This is a genomic window from Brevibacterium sp. VCM10 (assembly GCF_000583215.1).
GTDB lineage: Bacteria > Actinomycetota > Actinomycetes > Actinomycetales > Brevibacteriaceae > Brevibacterium > Brevibacterium linens.
On record NZ_JAJB01000033.1, the window covers coordinates 1 to 22,574 of the forward strand.

General features: G+C 66.5%; 20 protein-coding genes. 9 read left to right on the plus strand and 11 right to left on the minus strand.

Features of this window, described 5'->3' with window-relative positions; genetic code table 11:
• From AD89_RS19925 to AD89_RS0110335, 6 genes are all read right to left on the minus strand, one after another.
• Positions 1-207: hypothetical protein (locus AD89_RS19925; protein ID WP_155807409.1), on the minus strand; the 207-nt coding region annotated here is incomplete at its 3' end.
• Positions 208-376: 169 nt separating this feature from the next.
• Positions 377-2,605, minus strand: coding sequence for an NAD-dependent DNA ligase LigA (ligA, locus tag AD89_RS0110315; protein ID WP_025778584.1), 2,229 nt, complete (start codon positions 2,603-2,605; stop codon positions 377-379).
• Entirely contained in the window at positions 2,602-3,690 is a 1,089-nt protein-coding gene (locus tag AD89_RS0110320) for a hypothetical protein (RefSeq protein WP_025778586.1), read from the minus strand. The genes ligA and AD89_RS0110320 overlap by 4 nt, the downstream gene beginning before the upstream one ends.
• Positions 3,683-5,734, minus strand: coding sequence for a S9 family peptidase (locus AD89_RS0110325; RefSeq protein ID WP_025778587.1), 2,052 nt, complete (start codon positions 5,732-5,734; stop codon positions 3,683-3,685). The genes AD89_RS0110320 and AD89_RS0110325 overlap by 8 nt, the downstream gene beginning before the upstream one ends.
• A gap of 66 nt (positions 5,735-5,800) precedes the next feature.
• A complete protein-coding gene (gene mnmA, locus AD89_RS0110330; RefSeq protein WP_025778590.1) occupies positions 5,801-7,015 on the minus strand; it encodes a tRNA 2-thiouridine(34) synthase MnmA in 1,215 nt (404 codons plus the stop codon).
• The gene (locus AD89_RS0110335; RefSeq protein ID WP_025778592.1) at positions 7,012-8,223 is read right to left on the minus strand and encodes a cysteine desulfurase family protein; all 1,212 of its coding nucleotides are present in this window, start codon (positions 8,221-8,223) and stop codon (positions 7,012-7,014) included. Before AD89_RS0110335 ends, mnmA begins: the two co-directional genes overlap by 4 nt.
• A 114-nt stretch (positions 8,224-8,337) precedes the next feature.
• Here AD89_RS0110335 and AD89_RS0110340 point away from each other — a divergent pair, with 114 nt between their 5' ends.
• Both AD89_RS0110340 and AD89_RS0110345 read left to right on the plus strand, forming a co-directional pair.
• Positions 8,338-8,688: a hypothetical protein gene (locus tag AD89_RS0110340; RefSeq protein WP_025778593.1), complete on the plus strand. Its 351-nt coding sequence runs from the start codon at positions 8,338-8,340 to the stop codon at positions 8,686-8,688.
• A 146-nt stretch (positions 8,689-8,834) separates the two neighbouring features.
• The gene (locus AD89_RS0110345; protein WP_025778594.1) at positions 8,835-9,227 is read left to right on the plus strand and encodes a hypothetical protein; all 393 of its coding nucleotides are present in this window, start codon (positions 8,835-8,837) and stop codon (positions 9,225-9,227) included.
• A gap of 7 nt (positions 9,228-9,234) precedes the next feature.
• Here AD89_RS0110345 and AD89_RS0110350 read toward each other — a convergent pair whose 3' ends face one another.
• The 3 genes from AD89_RS0110350 to AD89_RS0110360 form a co-directional block, all read right to left on the minus strand.
• On the minus strand, positions 9,235-10,923 hold the full coding sequence (locus AD89_RS0110350; RefSeq protein WP_025778595.1) for a hypothetical protein: 1,689 nt from the start codon (positions 10,921-10,923) through the stop codon (positions 9,235-9,237).
• Between the two features lie 167 nt (positions 10,924-11,090).
• On the minus strand, positions 11,091-12,047 hold the full coding sequence (locus AD89_RS0110355) for a tetratricopeptide repeat protein (RefSeq protein ID WP_025778597.1): 957 nt from the start codon (positions 12,045-12,047) through the stop codon (positions 11,091-11,093).
• A gap of 158 nt (positions 12,048-12,205) precedes the next feature.
• Positions 12,206-13,825 carry a hypothetical protein gene (locus AD89_RS0110360; RefSeq protein ID WP_025778599.1) on the minus strand — a complete coding sequence of 540 codons (1,620 nt, stop codon included), beginning with the start codon at positions 13,823-13,825 and terminating at the stop codon, positions 12,206-12,208.
• Positions 13,826-14,028: 203 nt separating this feature from the next.
• Here AD89_RS0110360 and orn point away from each other — a divergent pair, with 203 nt between their 5' ends.
• A complete protein-coding gene (orn, locus tag AD89_RS0110365; protein ID WP_025778600.1) occupies positions 14,029-14,628 on the plus strand; it encodes an oligoribonuclease in 600 nt (199 codons plus the stop codon).
• 49 nt (positions 14,629-14,677) lie between these two features.
• Here orn and AD89_RS0110370 read toward each other — a convergent pair whose 3' ends face one another.
• Entirely contained in the window at positions 14,678-15,598 is a 921-nt protein-coding gene (locus tag AD89_RS0110370) for an SCO6745 family protein (RefSeq protein ID WP_025778602.1), read from the minus strand.
• A gap of 308 nt (positions 15,599-15,906) precedes the next feature.
• Between AD89_RS0110370 and AD89_RS0110375 the strand changes: the two genes are divergently transcribed.
• The 6 genes from AD89_RS0110375 to nhaA all read left to right on the plus strand — a co-directional run bounded on the left by AD89_RS0110375 (position 15,907) and on the right by nhaA (position 21,839).
• Entirely contained in the window at positions 15,907-16,902 is a 996-nt protein-coding gene (locus tag AD89_RS0110375) for a (Fe-S)-binding protein (RefSeq protein WP_025778609.1), read from the plus strand.
• The gene (locus tag AD89_RS0110380) at positions 16,899-18,422 is read left to right on the plus strand and encodes a lactate utilization protein B (protein ID WP_231488579.1); all 1,524 of its coding nucleotides are present in this window, start codon (positions 16,899-16,901) and stop codon (positions 18,420-18,422) included. Before AD89_RS0110375 ends, AD89_RS0110380 begins: the two co-directional genes overlap by 4 nt.
• On the plus strand, positions 18,419-19,141 hold the full coding sequence (locus AD89_RS18440) for a LutC/YkgG family protein (protein ID WP_025778616.1): 723 nt from the start codon (positions 18,419-18,421) through the stop codon (positions 19,139-19,141). Before AD89_RS0110380 ends, AD89_RS18440 begins: the two co-directional genes overlap by 4 nt.
• 91 nt (positions 19,142-19,232) lie before the next feature.
• A complete protein-coding gene (locus tag AD89_RS0110390) occupies positions 19,233-19,967 on the plus strand; it encodes an LmeA family phospholipid-binding protein (RefSeq protein ID WP_035320471.1) in 735 nt (244 codons plus the stop codon).
• Positions 19,968-20,236: 269 nt separating this feature from the next.
• Positions 20,237-20,389, plus strand: coding sequence for a hypothetical protein (locus AD89_RS19930; RefSeq protein ID WP_155807410.1), 153 nt, complete (start codon positions 20,237-20,239; stop codon positions 20,387-20,389).
• Positions 20,390-20,531: 142 nt separating this feature from the next.
• Positions 20,532-21,839 carry a Na+/H+ antiporter NhaA gene (gene nhaA, locus AD89_RS18445; protein WP_051505210.1) on the plus strand — a complete coding sequence of 436 codons (1,308 nt, stop codon included), beginning with the start codon at positions 20,532-20,534 and terminating at the stop codon, positions 21,837-21,839.
• 7 nt (positions 21,840-21,846) lie between these two features.
• Here nhaA and AD89_RS18450 read toward each other — a convergent pair whose 3' ends face one another.
• Entirely contained in the window at positions 21,847-22,572 is a 726-nt protein-coding gene (locus AD89_RS18450) for a hypothetical protein (RefSeq protein WP_155807411.1), read from the minus strand.
• Positions 22,573-22,574: the final 2 nt, after the last annotated feature.

Below are 22,574 nucleotides of genomic sequence, written 5' to 3' on the forward strand. Positions count from 1 at the left end.
GAATGCAGTCGTCGACTCCTCGGTACGCCCGGTGGCCGGGGTCACCGAAGTGCGCATGGACGTCAGGGCCGGCTGCGCACTGCGTTTGGTGCTGTTCGGTCCCGGCCCCAGCACCAGGTCGGCCAGACCCGCCGTAACCGGCACTGCGGTCAGGGCCGCGGCGACGACCACGCAGGTACCGGCAAGGACTTTGGGGATCCATCTCATGTCCCACACTCTTCCACTCGAAGCTGTCTCTGAGCTTGGCTGAGTCTGAACCCCGACTTCGAATTCGGTCACGAACGAATCACAGCCGCACCATGGAAACTCCAGGACCCGCGAAGTATTCCCTCCGGCACCGAGGCACCAGGGACCAGGCACGAGGCCCGGGCACATCTCAGTCGAGGCTGCCGGTCTCCAGCAGCACCCGGAACTGGTCCTCGTCGAGGACAGGCACGCCCAGCGACTCCGCCTTGTCCAACTTCGACCCGGCGTTCTCACCGGCGACGACATAGTCGGTCTTCTTCGAGACCGATCCCGCCGCCTTGCCGCCGGCACCAAGGATCGCCTCCTTGATGCCATCGCGGGTGAACGAGCTCAGCGATCCGGTCGCCACGATCGTCAGCCCTTCGAGGGTCTGCGCGGCGGCCTCGACTTCCTCGTCTTCCATCCGCACCCCGGCTGCTGCCCAAGTGTCGACGATCTCGTTGTGCCAGTCGATCTCGAACCAATCGCGGATGCTCTGTGCGATCGTCGGACCGATGTTCTCGACGGCCGACAGCTCTTCGAGGCTGGCCTCACGGATGGCCGCAAGGGTGCGGAACTTCGCGGCCAGGGTCCGTGCCGCGGTCGGTCCGACATGGCGGATCGACAAAGCGACGAGCACCCGCCACAGTTCTTGATCTTTTGCCTTCTCCAATTCTTCGAAGAGCTTCTTCGTGTTCGCGCTCGGAGCGCTCGGCTTCTTCGCGGTTCCCCGGGTGAAGAAGTAGGGCACAAGTTCTCGTTCGCCGGTCTCCACACCCTTGGACTTCTTGTTCCGCCAGATCTTGACATCACGCAGATCATCGGGAGTGAGGTCGAAGAGGAAGGCCTCCGAGGTCAGCGGAGGTGTGTCCGGTTCGGCCGGTGCCGTCAGCGCCAGCGCGGCCTCCTCGCCGAGGGCTTCGATGTCGAAGGCCGCGCGGGAGGCGAGGTAGAAGATGCGATTGGCCAGCTGCGCGGGACACGACCGTGAGTTCGGGCACCGCAGGTCCTTGTCGCCTTTCTTCTGCTCGCCGAGCTCGGTCCCGCATGACGGGCAGTGGGTGGGCATGACGAATTCGTGTTCGGATCCGTCCCGCAGGGCCGCGACCGGGCCGAGCACCTCGGGGATGACGTCGCCGGCCTTGCGCAGGGTGACGGTGTCGCCGATGAGCACACCCTTGCGCTTGACCTCGTATCCGTTGTGCAGGGTCGCCCGCTCGACGGTCGACCCGGCCACGCTCACCGGTTCCATTACGGCGAATGGGGTCACTCGCCCGGTCCGACCCACCTGCACCTGGATGTCGATGAGCTTCGTCGTGACCTCCTCGGGCGGGTATTTGAATGCGGTCGCCCACCTCGGTGCGCGAGAGGTGTAGCCCATCGCCTCCTGCACGGCGATATCGTCGATCTTGATGACGATCCCGTCGATCTCGTGGGTGACGTCGTGACGGTGTTCGCCGTAGTAGGCGATGAAGTCTTCGATCTCATCGACGGTGTCGAGAACCTTGAAATAGTCGCTGATCGGCAGACCCCACGACCGGAACTGTTCGTAGACCTCGGACTGGTGGGCAGGCTCGGGATGCGAATCGTCGGCCGGCGTCCACACGGCGATTCCGTGGACGAGCATGTGCAGGGGCCGACGCGCCGTGACGGCCGGATCCTTCTGCCGCAGCGAACCGGCCGCGGAGTTCCGTGGATTCGCGAAGGGGGCTTTGCCCTCGGCAACAAGCGAGGCATTGAGTTCGGCGAAGTCCTCGACGGGGAAGAACACCTCACCGCGGATCTCCACCTCGGCCGGCGGGTGCTCGGTATCGAGATGGTGCGGGATATCGGAGATCGTGCGCACGTTCGCGGTGATGTCCTCACCGATGCGTCCGTCGCCGCGGGTCGCGGCCCGCACGAGTTCGCCGTTCCGGTAGAGCAGGTTGACGGCAAGTCCGTCGATCTTGAGTTCGCACAGGAACTTCGACTTCACCGAGGTGGCCGACCGTACCCGTTCGTACCAGGCTCGCAGTTCGTCGTAGTCGAAGACGTTGTCGAGGCTGTACATCGGTCCGATGTGTTCGACCGGGTCGAACGTCGAGGTGTCGACGACGCCGCCGACTGTCTGCGTCGGCGAGGAGTCGGTGACGAGTTCGGGGAACTGCGCCTCGAGGTCTTCGAGACGATGGACGAGTTCGTCGTACTCGGCGTCGGAGACGAGCAGGGAGTCCTGATAGTAGGCGGCCCGCAGCTCCTCGATCTTCTCGGTCAGCTGAGCATGCGCCTGAGCGCGAGCGGTCGCGTCGGTGAGGTCGACGCCCTGCAGGTCGAGTGTGGTCGAATCCGAGGTCTGGTGCTCGGGCGTCGATGAGTCGGCGTTCTCCGGTGTCGTGGTCATTCGATCTCCTCAAGAGCCCGCCGCAGACCGGCGGCGATGGTCATGGTCCCCCGATTGTGCTCGGGTCCGATCCCCTGCTGGTCCTCCAGCAGGGGCGGGTGGGTCATCGGCAGTTCGGGGCCGGCGATGATCCCGAATTCGCGCAGGCTCGCGGTCACCATGCCGATGCGCGACCACGGGGTGCGGATCCGCTCGCACCAATGGTTGACCGCGTCCGATCGCCCACCGGCCTCGGTCGGCAGGTGGATCCAGGTGCCGAGCCCCGCCTCGGCGAGGATCGCCAGCTGCTCCCAGCTGTGTGGTCTCAGGCTAGCCAACGGCACTGACACGGAACGGGCGCCGGTGCGGCGGACCGCCTCGGCGGCGGGGATCTCCTTGCCCTGCAGGCGCAGGGGCTCGAGGTCCGGCAGGGCGAGCACGGTGGGCGGCAGGTGGCGCAGTGTGGATTCGAGCGCCGCCCACACCTGGGTTTCGCTGATGGCCGGCAGGCTCGCCCATCCGGACACGCTCGGCCAGGTGCCGGTGAGCACCGGGGTCAGGCGTGATTCGACGAGGCGGACGGTCGGCTGCATGCCCAAGCCCGCGATGCGATCGGTGAAGGCTGCGATGCCGAAGGCGTATGCCTGAACGACATCACGGCGGGCCCCATAATCGCCGAGGACGCGGGCTCCGGAGCTCAGGCTCAGCGCGGTCACGAGCGTCCACGGTCCCGGCAGGCTGATCTGGACCTGCCCGGGCCGGGACCCACCGTATTCGGCGATCGCGTCGAAGGCTTCGATCAGCGCCGAGTCCTCGAGTCGTTCGTCTTTGCCCGCCGAGGCGGTCAGCCGCCACCCGTAGGATGTGCGGTCGACGTGGAGTTCGGTGAGCAGGCCGACGGCACGGCCGATGGCGTCGGCGCCCCACCTGTCCTCGGACCGGTCGGCGGTCAGGGGCACCGGCGGAAGCTGGTCGGAGAGGATGTCGAAGCCGGCGGCCGCGGCCTCTCGAACCGGGCTGGTCGCGATATAGCCGCGACGCGGATCACGGGCTCCGGGCAGCCAGATTCCCGTGGTCGTGGCGGCGGGCAGAACTCGGTCAGCCATGCTGGTGGGCGCGGGGGATTCCGAAGACGTCGACATAGAATCCGAACTCGCTTTCCAGGGAATCGATGATGGTTTCGGCGCGGACGAAGCCGTGGGATTCGCCCTTGTACAGACGGTAAATGTACTCCACTCCGGCCAGTTGAAGTGTATCGACGAACTCCTGGGCCTGTGAGGGCGGGACGATCGGGTCACGGTCGCCTTGCATCACGGCCACGGGCACGGTGATATCGCTGGTCCGGCGGATCGGCGAACGGGTGATGTATTCGTCCTGGGCGGCGGGCCAGGGGCCGACGAGCCCGTCGATGTAGTGGGATTCGAAGTCGTGGGTGTCGACGACGAAGCGCATGAGGTCGGTGACTCCGAAATACGAGGTGCCGCAGGCGAACACGTTCGTCGAAGCCAGGGCGGACAGCACAGTCCACCCGCCCGATGAGGCTCCGGAGATCGCGATGCGGTTCGGGTCGGCGAGTCCGGCTGCGACGAGCCCGTTGACGGCGGCGACGGTGTCCTCGACGTCGACGACTCCCCATCCGCCGCGCAGCCGGTCACGCCAGGCGCGGCCGAATCCGGTCGACCCGCCGTAGTTGACCTCGAGGACGCCGATGCCCTGGGAGGTGAAGAAGCTCGTGCGGGCTGTCATCTCCGGGGTCGCCTGTCCCGTCGGTCCGCCGTGGATCGAGACCACGAAGGGCGGGAGTTCGTCGACGGGAGCGGCGAAGCGGGGATTGTGGGGAGGATGGATGACGACGGGCACTCCCCCGAGTTCGCCGACGCTCGGGCGGGAATAGTAGCCCTGGTGGGTGTCGAGGCGTTCGCTGGCGATCTCCGTGAACAGTCCGGTCACCCGGTCGACGGCGTAGAGGGCTCCGGGTCGCCTCGTCGACTTCGCGGTCAGAAGCAGGTGAGTGCGGCCGAGGTCGAGGAGTTCGATCGTGCCGAACGTCTCCCCCGTCGTATCGATGGTCTCCCAAGCCGTGTCGGATGGACTCAGCGTTGTGGAGGAAGGGGGCAGCCGGCGGCGCACGAGTGTCGCGGTCGCCGCCTGCGAATGGGCCCACACCTCATCTCCGTCGTTGAGGTGCCACCGGGTGCCCAGCTGCCAGAGGGCCCCGCCGATCTCCTCGCCGGTGTCGATGACCGATCTCAGCCGGTCGAATCCGATTCTTTCGGGCGCCGGCGCCTGACGGTCGTCGGTGACGAGGGGACGCACGGCGACGGGATCGATGTCGAGGCCGTACAGCGACCAGTGCCCTTCATGGTCGGAGATGACGTGGAGGGACGAATCCGACGTGAACTCCGCCTGGAGCAGCGAGATTCCCGGGTCGGTCGGACTCGGCAATCCCGGGTCGGATCTGCGCGGGCGTTCGATCCCGTCACCGCTGAGCACGGCGACCGCAGGGGTGGCCGGGGTGCGGACATCGACCAGCCACAGCGTGGTTCCGTCCCACGGCATGTTCGGGTGCTCCCAGCCGATGAATGCCAGGGTGCTGCCGTCGGGTGAGAGCCTGGGCCAGGCCATGAAATGCGAGTGGGTCGAGAGCACATTCGTCGTCCCGTGCTTGGTCAGCAGCACGATGGCACGTTCACGACGGGTGGACCGACAGTCCTCGCGCACACAAAGCAGCCCCCACGGACTCATGTGCAGATCCCCGTAGCGGATCCGCCCCGAGGTGTCCGGGGTCAGCGCGTGCGGGGCTCGCCCGGGAATGATCTGCCACACGCGCTGATCAGCGGCGTTGACGAAGTAGATGACCTCGCTGCTCTGGTCGAGAGCCCACGAGGCTCCCCCGTATTCGTGGACGGCGGAGCGGATGTTGAACCCGGTGGGAATGACCTGCTCGCGCTCTCCCGGACGTGACAGCGACGTGCGGACGAGTCCGGTGCGGGCCTTCTCTGCGGGAATCTTCGTCGAGTAGAAGATCTCGTCCCCGCGGAAAGCGGCATCGAAGATCGGAGCGGCACCGGCAGCCACCTCGGCGGCACCCAGAGGTGACGACCAGGTTCCATAAGGCGCCGTGACGACATCTTGGGGACTTTCCTTCATGCCCCCAGAGTATCGCCAGTGGCCGACATCGGGCCCGAACCCCTCGCCTCGACTCGCGAAAGCGGCTCAGGCGCCGGCGAACTCGGGTGCCGGGGTGATGCGGTCCTTCGCCGTGGAGTCGATGGTGGCCTGGCCGAGCACACGGGTGCCGCGGTAGATGACCATGGTCTGGCCCGGAGCCACTCCGGACAGCTCCTCATCGACATCGACGTGCATGAGCTGCCCGGCCGGACGTGCGGCAGGCACCTCGACCTCGTCGACGATGGGGTTGGCTTCATGCTCGGGGGCTGCGGCGACGAACTCGCCGAGCCAGGCCCGGGCCGGCACCGGATCGGCGTGGGCACGGATCTGCACTTCGCAGTCGATTCCGGTCTCCGGGGTGTCCCCCATGTCCGAGGGTGCGGCTCCGGCCCAGGAGGTGCGGATGCCGGTCAGATGCGAGACCGCGAGGTCGGCACGCGATCCGACGGTGACGGTGTTCGTCGCCGGGTCGAGGCCGGTGACGAACCGCGGCTTGCCATCACGAGCGGGCTTCTCGATGCCCAGGCCCTTGCGCTGACCGATCGTGTATGTCATCGCGCCGTCGTGCTCGCCGAGAACCTCACCTTCGGAGTCCTTGATGAGTCCCGGACGCATCGGGATCTTGTCGGCCAGCCACGCCTTCGTGTCCCCGTCGGGGATGAAGCAGATGTCGTAGGAGTCGGGCTTGTTCGCCACGGAGAAACCGCGCTCGGCCGCCTCGGCGCGCACTTCGGCCTTCGACGCGGTCGCTCCGATCGGGAAGTAGCAGTGCTCGAGCTGGTCGGAGGTGAGCACACCGAGGACGTACGACTGGTCCTTGGCCAGATCCTCACCGCGATGGAGTTCGGGCCGGCCGTCGTCATCGCGGAGCACTTCGGCGTAGTGGCCGGTGGCGATGGCGTCGAAGCCGAGCGCCAGGGCGCGGTCGAGGAGGGCCGCGAACTTGATGCGCTCATTGCAGCGCATGCACGGGTTCGGGGTGCGCCCGGCGGCGTATTCGGCGATGAAGTCATCGACGATGTCTTCCTTGAACCGCTCGGAGAAGTCCCAGACATAGAAGGGGATGTCGAGCATTCCCGCCACGCGGTGGGCGTCGCGGGAGTCTTCGATCGTGCAGCAGCCGCGCGATCCGGTGCGCAGGGTCCCGGGCATCCGGGACAGGGCGAGGTGAACGCCGACGACTTCGTGTCCGGCGTCGACGGCACGGGCGGCTGCGACGGAGGAATCGACTCCGCCGGACATGGCGACGAGTACTCTCATGATGCTCCTTGCATCCATCGGGGTGTTGCCGAAACCATCCCGGCTCGGCGTGCCTGGTCGACGACCTCGGGCAGAGCCGCGAGCAGGGCGTCGACATCGGCTTCGGTCGTATCGTGACCGAGTGTGAAGCGTTGGGTGGTGCGGGCGCTGTCCTCATCCAGACCGCAGGCCAAGAGCACATGGGAGGGACGGGAGACACCGGCAGAACAGGCCGAACCCGTCGAGGTGGCCAATCCCCTGGCATCGAGACCGAACAGCAGCGAGTCCCCCTCGCACCCCGGGAACGTGAAGTGGGCGTTGGCCGGCAGGCGGTCCGCTCCGCGCGGGCCGGAGAGCCTGACCCCGTCGATGCTCGATTCGATTCCGTCGATGAGGCGGTCCCGCAGTCCCGACAGGCGTGCCGCCCGGGACTCGAGGTCGGTCGTGACGAGATCGACGGCGGCGGCGAAGGCCACCGCACCGGCGACGTCGAGGGTGCCCGAGCGCACGCTGCGCTCCTGTCCCCCACCGTGGAGGATCGGCGTCGGCGTCGCCGCGCGGTCGAGCAGGAGTGCGCCGATGCCGACGGGGCCGCCGATCTTGTGCGCGGTGATCGTCATCGCCGTTGCCTTGAGTGCGGCGAAGTCGAGCGGGATCTGCCCGAGCGCCTGCACGGCGTCGATGTGGAAGGGAATGCCGAGTTCGGCGGCGATCTCACCGATCTCGGCGAGCGGCTGCAGAGTGCCGATCTCGTTGTTCGCGGCCATCACGCTGATGAGCGCGGTGCGTTCTGGGTCGCGGCGCAGTTCGGTCAGTGCCGCGTCGAGGTCGAGTCGTCCGGTCTCATCGACGTCGAGGTAGACGGCTTCGGCGCCGAGGCTCTCCAACCACTCCACGGTCTCGAGGATCGCGGGATGTTCGATCGCCGTCGTCAGCACCCGCGGGCGCGCCGGCGCCGTGAACGTGTCGTTGTTGCGAGCGAGGTAGAGGCCCTTGAGCGCGAAATTGTCCGCTTCGGTGCCGCCGGATGTGAAGATCACCTCCGACGAGGTGGCTGCACCGACCGCGCGGGCGATGACCTCGCGTGCCTCTTCGATGCGCATCCGCGCGGCTTGGCCGACCGCGTGCAGGGCCGAAGGGTTGGCCCGGCGGGCCAGCTCTTTTGTGTACACCTCGAGCACCTCGGCGGGCATCGGCGAGGTGGCGGCGTGATCGAGATAGATGGGCACCCTGCAATTTTAGGCCGTGAGCCGGGCTACGGCCAGGATCCGTGCGGCATCTCACCCGCCAAGCGGCACCTCCGGACGAGTTGCCCGCCGGCATGGCCGACTAAACTGACTCGGGTGTTCACCGTTTTCACCATCGTCCTCTATGCCGCCACCGGTATCCTGACCCTGTGGTCGATCATCGAGACCATCCGCAACCGTCCGGCCGGCAAGGCCCTGCTCGGCGGTGCCGCTCTGCTTCTGCTGCTGCTCATCGTGCAGCTGATCATCTCGATCGCGACCTTCGGTTCCACGCATGATGTCGACCCGCTGCTGTACTTCGGCTACATCATCACCGCGATCATGGTGATGGCGCTGGCCGGTTTCTGGGCTTTTGCGGAACTGAGCCGCTGGGGGCCGGGAGTGCTGGCTGCGGCAGGGCTGACGGTGATCGTCATGATCGAGAGATTGGACCAGATTTGGCAGTGACCAGGCGCAATCGGTTCGGCGGGGACTCCGCCGACGATGCGAACTCAGCAGGCAATAGCCCAGCAGGCCGGGCACAAGCAGCGGGCGACGCGGACTCCACGGCCGCCTCGGCGCGGGGAAAGACGGGACGGTCGCCGTACTCGGCGATGCATACGGGGCCGGGACGGGCGCTGACAGCGGTGTACGGCGTCTTCGCGCTCTCGGCCACGGCCCGGGCGGGCTATCAGCTCATCCGCGAGTTCGACGTTGCGCCGATCGCGTATTCGCTGTCCGCCATGGCTGCGGTGATCTACATCCTCGCCACGGTCTGCTTGGTCATCGGCAACCGGGTCTCACACCGGATCGCCGTCGCCGCCTGCGCGATCGAGTTCGTCGGCGTCATCGTCGTCGGCATCCTCAGCCACACCCATCCCGAGGACTTCGCGAAGCCGTCGGTGTGGTCGAACTTCGGCAGCGGGTACGGCTATATTCCGCTGCTCCTGCCGCTCATCGGCCTGTGGTGGCTGCTGCGCGTCGGCCGCCGCGCCAGCCGCGGCTGAGCCCGGGTCACTCCACCTTGGAGGACAGGACGTTCCAGTCGGTGGCGACTGCGGTGAGTTCGTCACCGGTTCGCATCAGCACATAGGGGTGCGCAGTGTCGACCGTGATGGTGTCGCCCTCTTTGTCGTTCGTCTTCACGGCTTCGACGGTGTCGCCGAGGTCGAGAGCGTAGTCCGACGGCGCCTTGATCGTCAGCGTGCAGCGCACTTCGCCCATTCCGATCGCACCGTGCTCGGTGCTCAAACTCATGTCCTCGAACTTGAGGTCCTCATAGGGCTTGCAGTCGATGTCGACCTTGTCGAAGCCGGAGTCCTTGTCCCGCAGGTCACCCACGTAGTCGCGGAATCCCTTGAATCCGCCCTCCTTGAGTCCGTCGGGTCCCCCTGACTTCGCTTTGCCGTCGACGAGGAACGACGAGACGTCATCGGAGGCGGTCGTCATCTCGTCGGCGAAGTCCTCGGGGCCTTCCTCGACGGCTCCGCTGTCATCGGCCATCAGCGTCGGCATCTGGTCGGCGGGGATATAGGATGCCGAGCGCACGAGCGGATCGGTCGAGGCCGATTCCCGCGTCACCAGCATCACCTGGGTCAGCTGCTCGTCGCCGTCCGTGGAACTCTTGTCGGCGGTGCCGAAGGCGTAGAACCACATCGGGTATTCGGTGAAGTTCGGGCTGCCGGCGACGACCTCGGTGAAGTTCGGCGCACGCAGCTTCTGCTTCGCCTTGTCCGCGATCTGGATCTGCGCGCGGGTGTGGTCGATGAGCGGTGCCGCCTGGATCTTGTCGAGGTCTGTGCCCTTGTCGCCGAGCGTCTTGTCCAGCGATTCCGTGTAGTTCGTCATGAACTTCCCGGCCTCACCGGGGCGGACCGCGGTGCGTTCGTACGGAGTGACGTCCGGGCTGCTGGGTTTGGCGATCGGCAAGTCCGCACAGCCGCTGAGCACGAGTCCGGTGCCCAACACCGAGGCCGTCACTGCGCGGAAGGACCGCCGGTTCCGCAGATCCCGTCGCCGAGGCGGCGCTTGGCCGGCCGTGCCCGGCTGCACCGTCGAGATCGGCTGGGTCGCCGGACCCGGCTCGCCCTTGACCGGACGGTCAGCGGCCGGTCCCCTGTCGTCACGGCCGCTGCGGCCGGAGCCGTCTGAGGGACCGTCTTCGCCGCCGTCGTGGGGTCCGCTGCCGCCGCCCGCGGGTCCGCCGTCCTCGGGTCCGCTGTTGTCCGAGCTGCCGGTGTCCTTCTTCGGCGGGCGGATGCGTGAGGCCCACCAGCGCATGAAGAAGAACACGGAGAATCCGGCGAGGATGATGGCGCCGGCGATGCCGAGCAGGCTGAGTGCGAACACGCCCTTGACGCGCATCTGGAGGCTCACCGTCGTTCCCTCGAGACTGTCATCGGAGTTCGCAGGCGCGATGACGAGCACCTGTGGCTGCGCATCGAGGTCGAAGGTCTTCGCGACCGTCTGCCCCGTATCTGTGCTGATCCACCAGTCGCGGTCGGCGATATCGGCCTCCGGCTTGTCATCACCGGGAGTGAACCGATGGGAGGCGGAGTTCGGGAACGAGACATCACTGATCTGCTCCTGTGCCACACCGTCGAGGTAGCTGTCGGCGTCGACGCCGCTGGCGGTGCCGACGAACAGCTCCGTGCCCGTCGAGTTCTTCGCCGTCACGGTCACGCTCGAACCCGAGTAGGGCACGATCGCCTCGTCGAGGACGACGGCGTAGGCCCCGTCCCTGACTGTGAAGGCCGGCGTCTCGGTGATCTCGTCGGTGCCGACGACCGAGAGCGCAGAGATGACCAGTCCGGCGAGCGTGAGTGCCGCTACGCCGAAGAGGACGGCGGTGATGAGTCGGATTCGCTGGATCAGAACAATGCCCTCATGAGTGCGGTCCGTGCCTTGGTCACGGCTGGATCGTCGGCGCCGAGGACCTCGAAGAGATCGAGGACGCGCAGGCGCAGGGATTCCTTCTCATCGCCCGTGGAGGTGCGGATGAGAGAGATGAGTCGGTTGAAGGCACCGGCGGCGTTGCCGCTGACGACTTCGGCATCGGCGGCTGCCTTCGCGGCTTCGACGTCCTTGGGGTCGGCATCGGCGGCAGCGATGAGGTCAGCCGGTTCCTGGTCGATGAGGCGGCGACCCAGTCCGGCCCGGGCTAGACCGAACTTCGCCTCTTCGTCGGCCGGAGAGTTCGCCAGCGCAGCCTTGAACAAGCTCTCAGCGGTGTCGAAGTCGCCCTTGGCCAGAGCCTCTTCGGCTTCCGGATGGGCGGGGCCGGCCGGTTCGGGTTCGCCTTCCCCGGTGACGGCGTGCCCGGTCACGCCGTTCTCACCGGCGAGCTTGAGCAGTTCGTCGAAGTATGCCTGGACCTGCGGTTCGGGCAGAGCACTCTGGAACAGCGGCACGGGCTGGCCCTTGATGAGGGCGACGACCGTGGGGATCGACTGGACGCCGAAAGCCTGCTGCAGACGCGGGTTCGCATCGACGTCGACCTTCGCCAGCACGAGGCGTCCCCCATAGGAGGTGACGACGCGTTCGAGGATGGGCGAGAGCTGTTTGCAGGGTTCGCACCATTCGGCCCACAGGTCGATGACGACGGGCACGCGGTCGGACATCGCCACCAGGCTGGTGAAGGTCGACTCATCGACATCGAAGACCAGTCCGGGAACGGCGACCGCATTCGGGTCCCCTCCGGCCTGGCCGCCGGCGGCACCGGCACCCGCACCGGCCTGTCCGCCCTGTTCGGCCGGCATATTCTTGCTGCGCACCGCCGACAGGTCGAGTCCCTGATCGGGCTGTGCGTTCTCCTGCGAGGGATCCATTGACACGTGGTCTCCTTTGTGACGCGGTCGGTGGGTTCGGCGACAGCCGTGACGCACCTTGGTCGATGCTTTTCCAACAGAACGTATCAACACCGGTGCGCCTACGGCTATTTCCTCAGCCGTCAGGGAAGGGACGCCACGGCGCCGGCCCTTCCGTTTCAGCCTGCTTCGGCTCCGGCGAGAGTCTCGAGTCCGCCGATGAGTCTGACCTTGCCGTCCTTGGGCACGAGGAAAGTGAGCACCTGGGTGGTCTTCGTCGTCACGGGCTGCTTGGTCGACGCGGAGCCGACGAGCTCCTTCTGCGGCGATGACAGGGTCAGGGTGCCGGTGCGTCCCTCTTTCGATTCGGGGCTGATCGTCGATTCGGCGTCGATGACTCCGGTGACGATGGCGGCGTCGCCGGCGGTGCCCTGGGCGACGAGCTCCTTGCCCGGGGTGTACTTGTACTTCACCTCGGCATTGCCTTCTTCGGCGCTGGCCTTCTGCTCCTTCTGGTTCTTCCAGATGGACTTCGAGAAGTCATCGGAGTCGAACTTCTTCGCCTCCTTCGAGTCCGCTCCGCTGCCGAGGGCCTTCGCGTAGTCGGCGACGGCCTTCTCCGGAGTCGTGACGAAGTCCTTGGATCCGGGCTCGAGCATCGTCGCGCCCTGACGCGAGTCGGGCAGCTCGGGCAGCTTCGTGCCGGCCGTCAGCTGGGTCTGCGACCACAGCTTGTAGTCGCTGCGCGGATCCTCCTGAGTCAGCACGAGCAGCTGCGAGCTCCCTCCGGCAGAGGTGATCAGGCTGGTCACGCGCGGCCAAGCATCGGTGGCCGAGGTGTAGTTGGCGACGATCTCGTCGCTGGCCACGGCCGGTGCCATCTTCTGGTCGTCGACGTCTTCCTTGATCGTGTACAGGTCTTCGCGCTGTTTGAGAGCAGGGCCGGCGGCACGTTCGGCCAGCGCCTTCTTGTCGGTCTTCTTGTCTGCGGCCTTGATGTCGGTGGCGACAGAGTCGAGGATCCGCTTGGCCTGGTCGTCGGTGACTCCCGCGGCCGCTGAGCTCGGTGCCTCGGACGGTTCGGGCTTCGGCAGCTCTTCGGGCCCGCAGGCGCTGAGTGCGAGCACGGGGACGACGGCGAATGCGGTGCCGTATTCGGCGAGCTTGCGGCGACGTTCCTGGCGGGCCTTGCGTCGGTTCGCTTCCTTCTTCGAATTGTTCGCGCCGAGGACGAGGAGGACGACGCCGCTGATGAAGACGACACCTCCGATGATCATCAGCGGCAGCGCCCAGGGGGTGTCTGCGTGGTTGGGCCAGGTCAGCGTCACGGATTTGACCGCTCCGGCTTCACCGTCACCGGCGATGAGGAAGCCGGTTCGGTTGGCATCGTCGTTCCACTCCAGTTCCACCGAATCGGTGCCGGTGACTTCCGACTGCCACAGATCGGCACCGGCCGGGTTGGGCACCTTGCCTTCACCGTCGGTCGCCTTGGTCGTGAGCTTTCCGCCTTCGGCGAGACCGGTGATGCGGTCGTAGGCGGACTGTCCTGCCCAGGCTTCGACGTTCTCGATCGGCGCCTGGGCGATCGTGAGGTCGCCGCTGCCCTTGACCGTGAGGGTGGTCGGGGTTTCGTAGAGGTTGAGCATTCCGGGGTCGACGATGACCGCCGGTTTGTCGGCGTCGATCTGTGCGGTGGCAGTGATCGTATCCTCCGGCGCCCACAGGGTCTTCTGCAGGATGCCGAGGCCACCGACGACGACACCCACCACCATGAGGATCACAGCGAATGTGTAGCGCACGTGCGTACCTTCCCTCAGCCGAGCAAAAATGGCACCCCAGTTCGGGGACTCTCCAAGTTTAAGTCACATGCCGGACATCGCCTTTGTGCGCACGCTCAGTGTGTGTCGACGTTCACACGCCCGCCCCGGAATGTCCCGATCACCGGCCCCTGGCCTAAGCTGGGCGGGTGAGCAACGACAGAATTGTGTGGATCGACTGCGAAATGACCGGCCTCGACGAGGTGCGGGACGAACTCATCGAGGTGGCCGCGATCGTCACCGACTTCGAGCTCAACCCCCTCGACGAGGGAATCGACATCGTCATCAGGCCTTCGGCGGATGCCCGGGCGAACATGAATGAGTTCGTCACGAATATGCACACCTCCTCGGGCCTGATCACCGAACTCGACTCCGGCACCACCGTCGCCGAGGCGCAGACGAAGGTCCTCGAATACGTGAAGAAGCATGTCCCCGAGGCGGGCAAGGCTCCGCTGGGCGGGAATTCGGTGGGCACCGACAAGGTCTTCCTGACCAAGCAGATGCCCGAACTCGTCGAGCACCTGCACTACCGGATCATCGACGTCTCCTCGATCAAGGAACTGTCCAAGCAGTGGTTCCCGCGCGTCTACTTCCAGGCGCCGGCCAAGCACGGCAATCACCGCGCACTCGGGGACATCATCGACTCGATCATCGAGCTCCAGTACTACCGGAGGGCCGTGTTCTCCGCCGAGGGGCCGAGCTCGGATGAGGCGAAATCGATCGCCGCCGAGGTGGCCGAGAGCTTTTCGACCCTCACCGAGGCGAACGCGTCCGACGAGGGCTGAGCGCCTCAGCCGGCCGAGGCGAACGGGTCGGACGAGGGCTGATCGTGCCTCAGCCGGCCTTCTTCTCGGGGCGGGCGAAGATGTTCGACGGGAAGGCACCGGACTGGGCGATGACCTTGATCAGGGTGCGGCTCGGCGAGAGCAGCGATTCGATCGTCCGATCGTCGAGGACCGACCACGCGGCTGCAACAGTGCCGTCGGTCAGGGCTTCGACCTGTTCCTTCAGGTCACGGCCCGCCTCGGTGATGGTGGGCAGGTCATGCCCGCGGTCGTCCTTGTCCACGGTGATCAGCCCCGCCTCGGCGAGCCTCGTCTGCGCGGTCTGCCATTCCTCATCCGTGTAGCCGCGGGTCTTCTGCGCCGCCCGCGGGCGGAATCCGGCGCCGGTGGCGACGTCGAGCATGAGGGCGTCGATTCCGGGCACACCGGCGGTGACGAGGGAGGCGACATGGCCGTCCCCGCGGAATTCGCGGGCCACGGTCGCCACGTCCCACAACTTCTCGAACGCGGTGTGCCCTTGGTGGCTGCCGATGACATCGGCGGTGGCGCCGGCCAGGGTGCGACCGGAGAAGTCCATGGCGGCGAGCACGGGGGCCAGAGTCTGGGTCATCTGGTCGGCCGCCTCGGTGAGCAAGGCGATGTCGTCACGATCGTCGAAGAGCTCGGCCATGTACGCGCTCACGGCGTCGAAGCGGGCCTGGATCATCTGCTCCGGGCTCACCGTCTCCCACAGGCGCGGCAGCATTCCGGCGACGAAATTCGGGGAGTAGTTGTAGTACGCGGCGGACACGACTCCGGGATTCACCCGTCCCAGCGGCGCCGAACGGGCAGCCATATTGCCTTCGACACCGGGTTCGAGTCCGTACTTGGCGTACTCGGCGCCGACCGCCTGTGAGAAGTAGATCGACGAGTGGAAGGAGTTGATGCGGGCCGAGACCGTTCTGATGTTCTGTGTACGCTGGGAGTCCATATCGTCATCCTAAGGGCGGTCCCCCTCCCACGTAAGGTCTGCGCGTGCGTCGCTGCCCGCACCGACCGGCGCAGGAGATTAGCACAGTCTTATAGGACCTAAATCGTTTGCCCCTCCCCCGAGGCGGCCGGACTCCCGCGTCGATCCTCGCACCGGCGCGCCCGTCCGGTCGCGCACATTTGCCGCGTCAGGACCCGGTGCTACGGTCTGAGCATGGAGTGACACGGACCGTTTGCGACCACGGCATCGTCTCGGTCGGAAGTCGATCCCGCCAACCGCATCAGCACAGCGTCCGGCTTGGAGGTCAGATGAGGATCGCACTGTTCGCCACCTGCATCGTCGATGCAATGTATCCCGAGGTTGCGCAGGCAACCGTGAGTATTCTGCGGCGACTCGGCCATGAGGTGATCTTCCCCGAAGGCCAGTCGTGCTGCGGGCAGATGCACATCAACTCCGGTAAGTTCGCGCAGGCCGAACCGGTCATCGCCAATCACGTCCGCGCCTTCACGAGCACCGAATGGGATGCCGCCGTCGCCCCGTCCGCCTCCTGCGTGGCCTCGCTCGGCCACCAGCAGCCGATGGTCGCCACCCGGGTGGGCAATGATGCCCTGGCATCCGAGGCCGCCGAGGTGGCCGGCCGCACCTACGAGCTCACCCAGTTCCTCACCGACGTCCAAGGCGTCACGGATGCCGCTACCGATCTCGGTTCCTATTTCCCGCACCGGGTGACGTATCACCCGTCGTGCCACGGAATGCGGCTGCTGCGCCTCGGCGATCGGCAGTCCTCCCTCGTCCGGTCCGTCGAGGCCATCGACTTCGTCGAACTGCCTCTGGCCGATTCCTGCTGCGGGTTCGGCGGCACCTTCTCCGTGAAGAACCCGGAGGTGTCCTCTGCGATGCTCGCCGACAAGGTGCGCACGATCCAGGCGACCGACGCCGATGTCTGCACCGGCGGCGATGTCTCCTGTCTGCTGCACATCGGCGGCGGAATGTCGCGGTTCGAACGCACCGGCAGCTTCGACGGCGCCCCGGACGTCACCGCCGTGCATGTGAAGGAGACGAGCTCGACCGATGAGCATGGGCACACGACCGAGACGCTGACGACGGTCGTCGGGGCCGACGATGATGACCACCTCACCCCAGGTCATCGGGGCACCTCTCCGTCCGAGCCGAGCCGCACCCAGTCCGGGTTCCGCGTCGGTCAAGCCGCGGTCCATCTGGCCCGGATCCTCGCGTCGACGAGGGAGGACCCGCTGCGGGTGCCGAGCGAAGGAGCAGAAGTGAGCGGAGGGAGCCTGCGATGACCTTTCTGGGAATGCCGCTGCTGCCGTCGAAGCGACGCAGCGATCTGCCCGGCGGGCAGGGCAACATCATCGAAGCCGAGGCCTTTCCCGAGGTCTCACACCAGCATCTGAGCAACCAGCAGCTGCGCAACAACATCGGCCACGCCACCTCGACGATCCGGTCGAAGCGCGCCGAGGTCGTCTCCGAGCTCGACGACTGGGAGAACCTGCGCGACGCCGGTGAGGCCACGAAGAACGAAGTGATGGAGAACCTGCCCGAGTACCTCGCGCAGTTCGAAGAGGCATTCACCGCCGCCGGCGGCATCATCCACTGGGCCCGTGACGCCGATGAGGCCAATGCCATCGTCACCGAACTCGTCGAGGACAATGCGCCGGTGCTCGAGACCGGCCGCCGCGAGGTCATCAAGGTCAAGTCGATGGCCACCCAGGAGATCGGTCTCAACGAGCACCTCGAGGCCGAGGGCATCGATGCGTTCGAGACGGATCTGGCCGAACTCATCGTCCAGCTCGGCGAGGACAAACCCAGCCACATCCTCGTTCCCGCCATCCACCGCAACCGGGATGAGATCCGTGAGATCTTCATGGACAAGATGCCCGACGCCGGGGAACTGACGAACGAACCTGCCGTCCTCGCCGAGGCGGCCCGCCGACATCTGCGCCACAAATTCCTCACCACCAAGGTCGCGATCTCCGGAGCGAACTTCGGTATCGCGGAGACCGGCACCCTCGGAGTGGTCGAGTCCGAGGGCAACGGGCGCATGTGCCTGACCTTGCCGGAGACGCTCATCACCGTCATGGGCATCGAGAAGCTGCTGCCGAGGTTCGCCGACCTCGAAGTGTTCCTGCAGCTGCTGCCACGCTCGTCGACGGGTGAGCGGATGAACCCGTACACCTCGTTCTGGACGGGGAAGTCTGAGGGAGACGGTCCGCAGAACGTCCATCTCGTTCTCCTCGACAACGGACGCACCCGGGCCCTGGCCGATGAGCACGGACGTACGGCGCTCAACTGCATCCGCTGCTCGGCATGCATGAACGTCTGCCCCGTCTACGAACGCACCGGCGGCCACGCCTACGGCTCGACCTATCCGGGACCGATCGGAGCGATCCTGTCCCCGCTGCTCACGGGAGTCGAAGAGCAGGGCAACGGTTCGCTGCCGTACGCGTCGAGCCTGTGCGGCGCCTGCTACGACGTGTGCCCTGTGAAGATCAATATCCCGGACATCCTCGTCCATCTGCGGGGCGAAGATGTCAAAGCCAACCACTCCCCTGTGTCCTCCCAGCTCGACGCCGCCCTCACCGGCGCGTCGTGGATGATGGGCGACGGGAAGCGGATGGCAGCGGCGGAGAAGGGACTGCCTCTCGCGCACAAGGTCACCGGCGGTGAGCAGATCAACGCTCTGCCCGGAATCGCCGGCGCCTGGACCTCGAGCCGCGACATCCCGGCCCTGCCCGAGAAGAGCTTCCGACAGCTGTGGGCCGAAGAGGAAGCGAACGACCGCGACGAGGAGGGACAGCGATGAGCGATACCGCCCGCGAGGAGATCCTCGCCCGCATCAGTGAGGCCCTCGGTCGCCGCGGCGGCGGGGAATACGTGTCGTCGTCTCCGCGCACAGCGGTACCGGGCACCGGCGGCACGGCAGATGCCCTATCCGGGGGGGTCGCCTCGGCGAAGCCTGCCGCCACGGCCGCCGATGCCGGATACCACCATGAGGGCACGCACACTGGTGAGAACCTCGTCGAGCTGCTCATCGACCGCCTCGTCGACTACAAAGCCAACGTCCACCGCGCCGACGGCGACCCGAGCGCAACGATCGCCGAACTCATCGGCGACCACTCCTCGGTCGTCGTCCCCCGCGGTCTCGACTCGTCCTGGCTGGAGGGGTACTCCGGTGATGTGCGGGTCGATGCTCCCGGTGAGGAGCTCAGCGTCGACGACCTCGACGCTCAGGGGGCGGTGGTGACCGCGTCGGCGGTGGCGATCGCGCAGACCGGCACCATCGTCCTCGACGGATCGGGCGAGTGCGGCCGGAGGGCGATCACGCTCGTGCCCGACCATCATGTGTGCATCGTCCGGACGGACGACATCGTCGACATCGTCCCTGAGGGAATCGCTCGGCTCGACGCGCACGCACCGCTGACGTTCATCTCCGGGCCCTCGGCCACGAGCGACATCGAGCTCAGCCGGGTCGAAGGAGTGCACGGACCGCGCACCCTCGACGTCATCATCCTCAACGAGTGAGCGCAGCGGGGACGTTCGACTCTGCCGAGCCGGCGAGCGCACTCGGACCAGCGAATGCGAATGGACCGGCGAGTGCGGAACAATGGAGCTCATGACCACGGCGCAGACCCTTCAGTACCCGCGGCCGGATGACCAGCCTCGACGTCGCAGCCGGCGGACGATGTTCATCGTCTCCGCGGTCGTCATCGTCCTCACCCTCATCATCGGCATCATCGCTGCCGACCGCATCGTCGACTACACCACGGAGCAGCGCATCGCCGACGGGCTTGCTGACTACGGAGACGCCGAGGTCTCTGTCGAAGGCTTCCCCATCCTCACGCAGCTGGCCTCCGGAGAGCTGAACTCGGTGCATGTCACCGCCGCCGAGGCGACCTATGAGGGCGTCGACTTCACCGACGTCGACGCGAAGCTCTTTGACGTTCCGACCAGCGGGTCGAAGCCGATCGGCACCGTCGAGGGCACTGCGGTGCTCCCCCACTCGACCCTCGACGAACTCGCCGCCGAGCATGCGAACCTGCCCGAGGGCATGACATTCACCACCGTCGACGGTGAGCTCTACCTCAAGGGGTCGATGCTCGGTCAGGATCTGCTCGTGGGCATCGACCCGAAGGCCGACGGCAGACGGGCCGTCGTCGATGCGACGACGATCAAGCTGGGTTCGGCGGAGTTCTCCCTCGACCGCCTGCCCGGGTTCCTCACCTCGGAGATCACCGATATCGTCATCGATCTCGACTTCCTGCCCGCCGGTCTCGAACTCACCGACATCACCGCCACCGAGGCGGGACTGCAGGTCCGCCTCCACGGATCCGGCGTCAGTCTGCCGTGACCGGCGGGGAACCCGGGCGATCACGGTCGGGGCGGGCCGCCTCGGCGGTCGGGTTCCTGGGCGGTCGGGTTCCTGGGGGAACCGAACCCGATTCTCGAAGATAAGTGGGCCAAAGTGTCATTTTCGCCCGGTGGGCTCAGGGTTCGAGTGCAGCAGTGGACTGGTCTCAGGCTACCTGCTCATGCAGCAGATCAGTTAGGACTTCGGCCGGTGGCTCGGCCTTATGTCTCGGTGGCACGGCGCGCTGCCGGTCGGCTACACTGTCGGGGATGACTCCCGCCATGCGCAACGCCGCTTTCCGCCCGAAAGTGTGGGTTCTGCCGCACTCGGGCACCAACGGCTACATCACCGCGTGGGGCGAGATGCAGTCGGGCACACAGCCGTTCTCACACGGAGATCTTCCGCTCCGACCCCTGGTGTGACTCTCCGACAGTTCTCATCTGCCGAGCCGACGACGTCCGCTCGAATCACGCACGGACGCTCAGCGTCGCCGAACTGAGCGCTGTCTGCACATCCACTCTTCGGGTCGATCTCTCTTGTCTGCCGACCACGAACGGGATCCCTGTGACCACTACCTCTGCACCCACCTCACGATCCGCCTCACCGACCATTCCGGGACAGCAGCTGTTCCGGGCACTCCGCCGCGACACCGTCGGTGGCGCGCTGCTCCTCATCGCCGCTGCCGCCGCTCTGATCTGGGCGAACTCCCCCGCATCGGCTGGATACTTCGCAATCCGCGACTGGGAATTCGGCTATGAACCCTGGCACCTGCGGCTGAGCATCGGACAATGGGCCGCCGACGGACTGCTCGCAGTCTTCTTCTTCCTCGTCGGCATCGAACTCAAAGCGGAATTCACCCGCGGTGACCTGCGGCGTCTCCGCACCGCCGTCGTCCCGATCGCCGCGGCGGCCGGCGGAGTCCTCGTCCCCGCCCTCATCTGTGCGGCCCTTCTGCTCACCCGTCCGGAGCTGCTGCGCGGTTGGGCCATCCCCACCGCGACCGACATCGCCTTCGCCGTTGCCGTCCTCGCGATCGTCGGCTCCCACCTGCCCAAGGCGCTGCGCATCTTCCTGCTCACCCTGGCCGCGGTCGACGACCTGCTGGCGATCACCATCATTGCGCTCTTCTACACCGAGACCATCGCGGCTCTCCCCCTTGCCACGGCGCTCGGAGTCGTCCTCGTCTTCGGACTCGTCGCACACCGGTTCCGTCGCGTCTTCGTCGACCGTGCCTGGGCCGCGTGGGTCGTCCTCCTCCCGCTCGGCCTCGTCGCCTGGGCACTCATGCACGCCTCCGGTGTCCACGCGACCATCGCCGGAGTGCTGCTGGGCTTCATGATCCCCGCCGTCGTCGGTCGTGGTTCGACCCGCACGACCGGTGACGAACACGATCGCTCCATCGACCTCGCCGAGGCGCTCGAGCACCGTATCCGACCGCTGTCTGCCGGATTCGCCGTTCCGGTCTTCGCCTTCTTCGCCGCCGGTGTCGATATCGGAGGACTCCACGGTCTGGCCTCCGCGTTCTCCCATCCCCTGACCTACGGGATCATGACGGCACTGATCGTCGGCAAGCCGGTCGGCATCCTCGCCTCCACGTGGCTGGTCACCCGGTTCACCGCAAGTGTGGACCCCAGCCTGCGCTGGGCCGACCTCACCGGCATCGGTCTGCTTGCCGGCATCGGCTTCACCGTCTCCCTCCTCGTCGCCGACCTCAGCTTCACCGCCGGTTCGGTCGAACACGATGTTGCGAAGGTTGCCGTTCTCAGCGCCTCACTGCTCTCGGCCGTGCTCGCCGCGCTCATCCTCACGGTCCGGAACGCCCACCACCGTCGCCGCTCTCAGGCACTCCTTGCCGGACTCAGGCGTGAGTGAGGCCGACTCAGGAATCGATGTCCGGCGTCGGCACTGCTGTCGGGTCGGCGTCGATCGTGATCCGGACTGCGTCGATGACAGTGTGATCGCGCAGCAGCTCCTCTCCCGACACGGTCCAGGATTCTCCCTTCTTCTCTCCGCATGACTGGCCGCGCGGAGCGAAGACCTCACAGTCGACAGCGGTGATCGGTGCTGCTGACTCGATGACGAGATCTCCGCGGTCCAGGGGTCGAACGTACACGACGACGCCGCTGCCCTGTTCTCCGTTCAGGTCCGCGGCCGGCACCGCTGCTCCGGCAACCTCGTAGTCGAGGATTCCTCGGTGAGATCCTGCGGCGAGCCGGTCCGTGGAGAAGTCGATATCGACCGAATGCAGCTCTGTGTCGATGTGCGCCTCGCCAGCGGTCGAATCGATGGTTCCCCGCGGATTCGAATACTGAGCCCGCAGGTACGGAGGCAGCAGAGACTCGGTGTCGGGCAGGCGGAATCCGTCGTGGACTTCCCCGCCGAACCCCCATGCCGTATCGAGCACGAGCTCGAGTTTCGTGTCCATCCGCACCGAGTAGCTGCCGTCGGCGGCGATGCTGACCGTGTGCTCGACATACTTGCTGCGCAGCGGGTTCGGTGCGGCATCCACTCCGCCGGGCGCTGCGATCACAGTCGTGATCGTCACAGCCGCTGCGAGCGCCGCCGTGACGGAAAACGCGCGACTGCGTGCGAATCTGTGCTTCATCT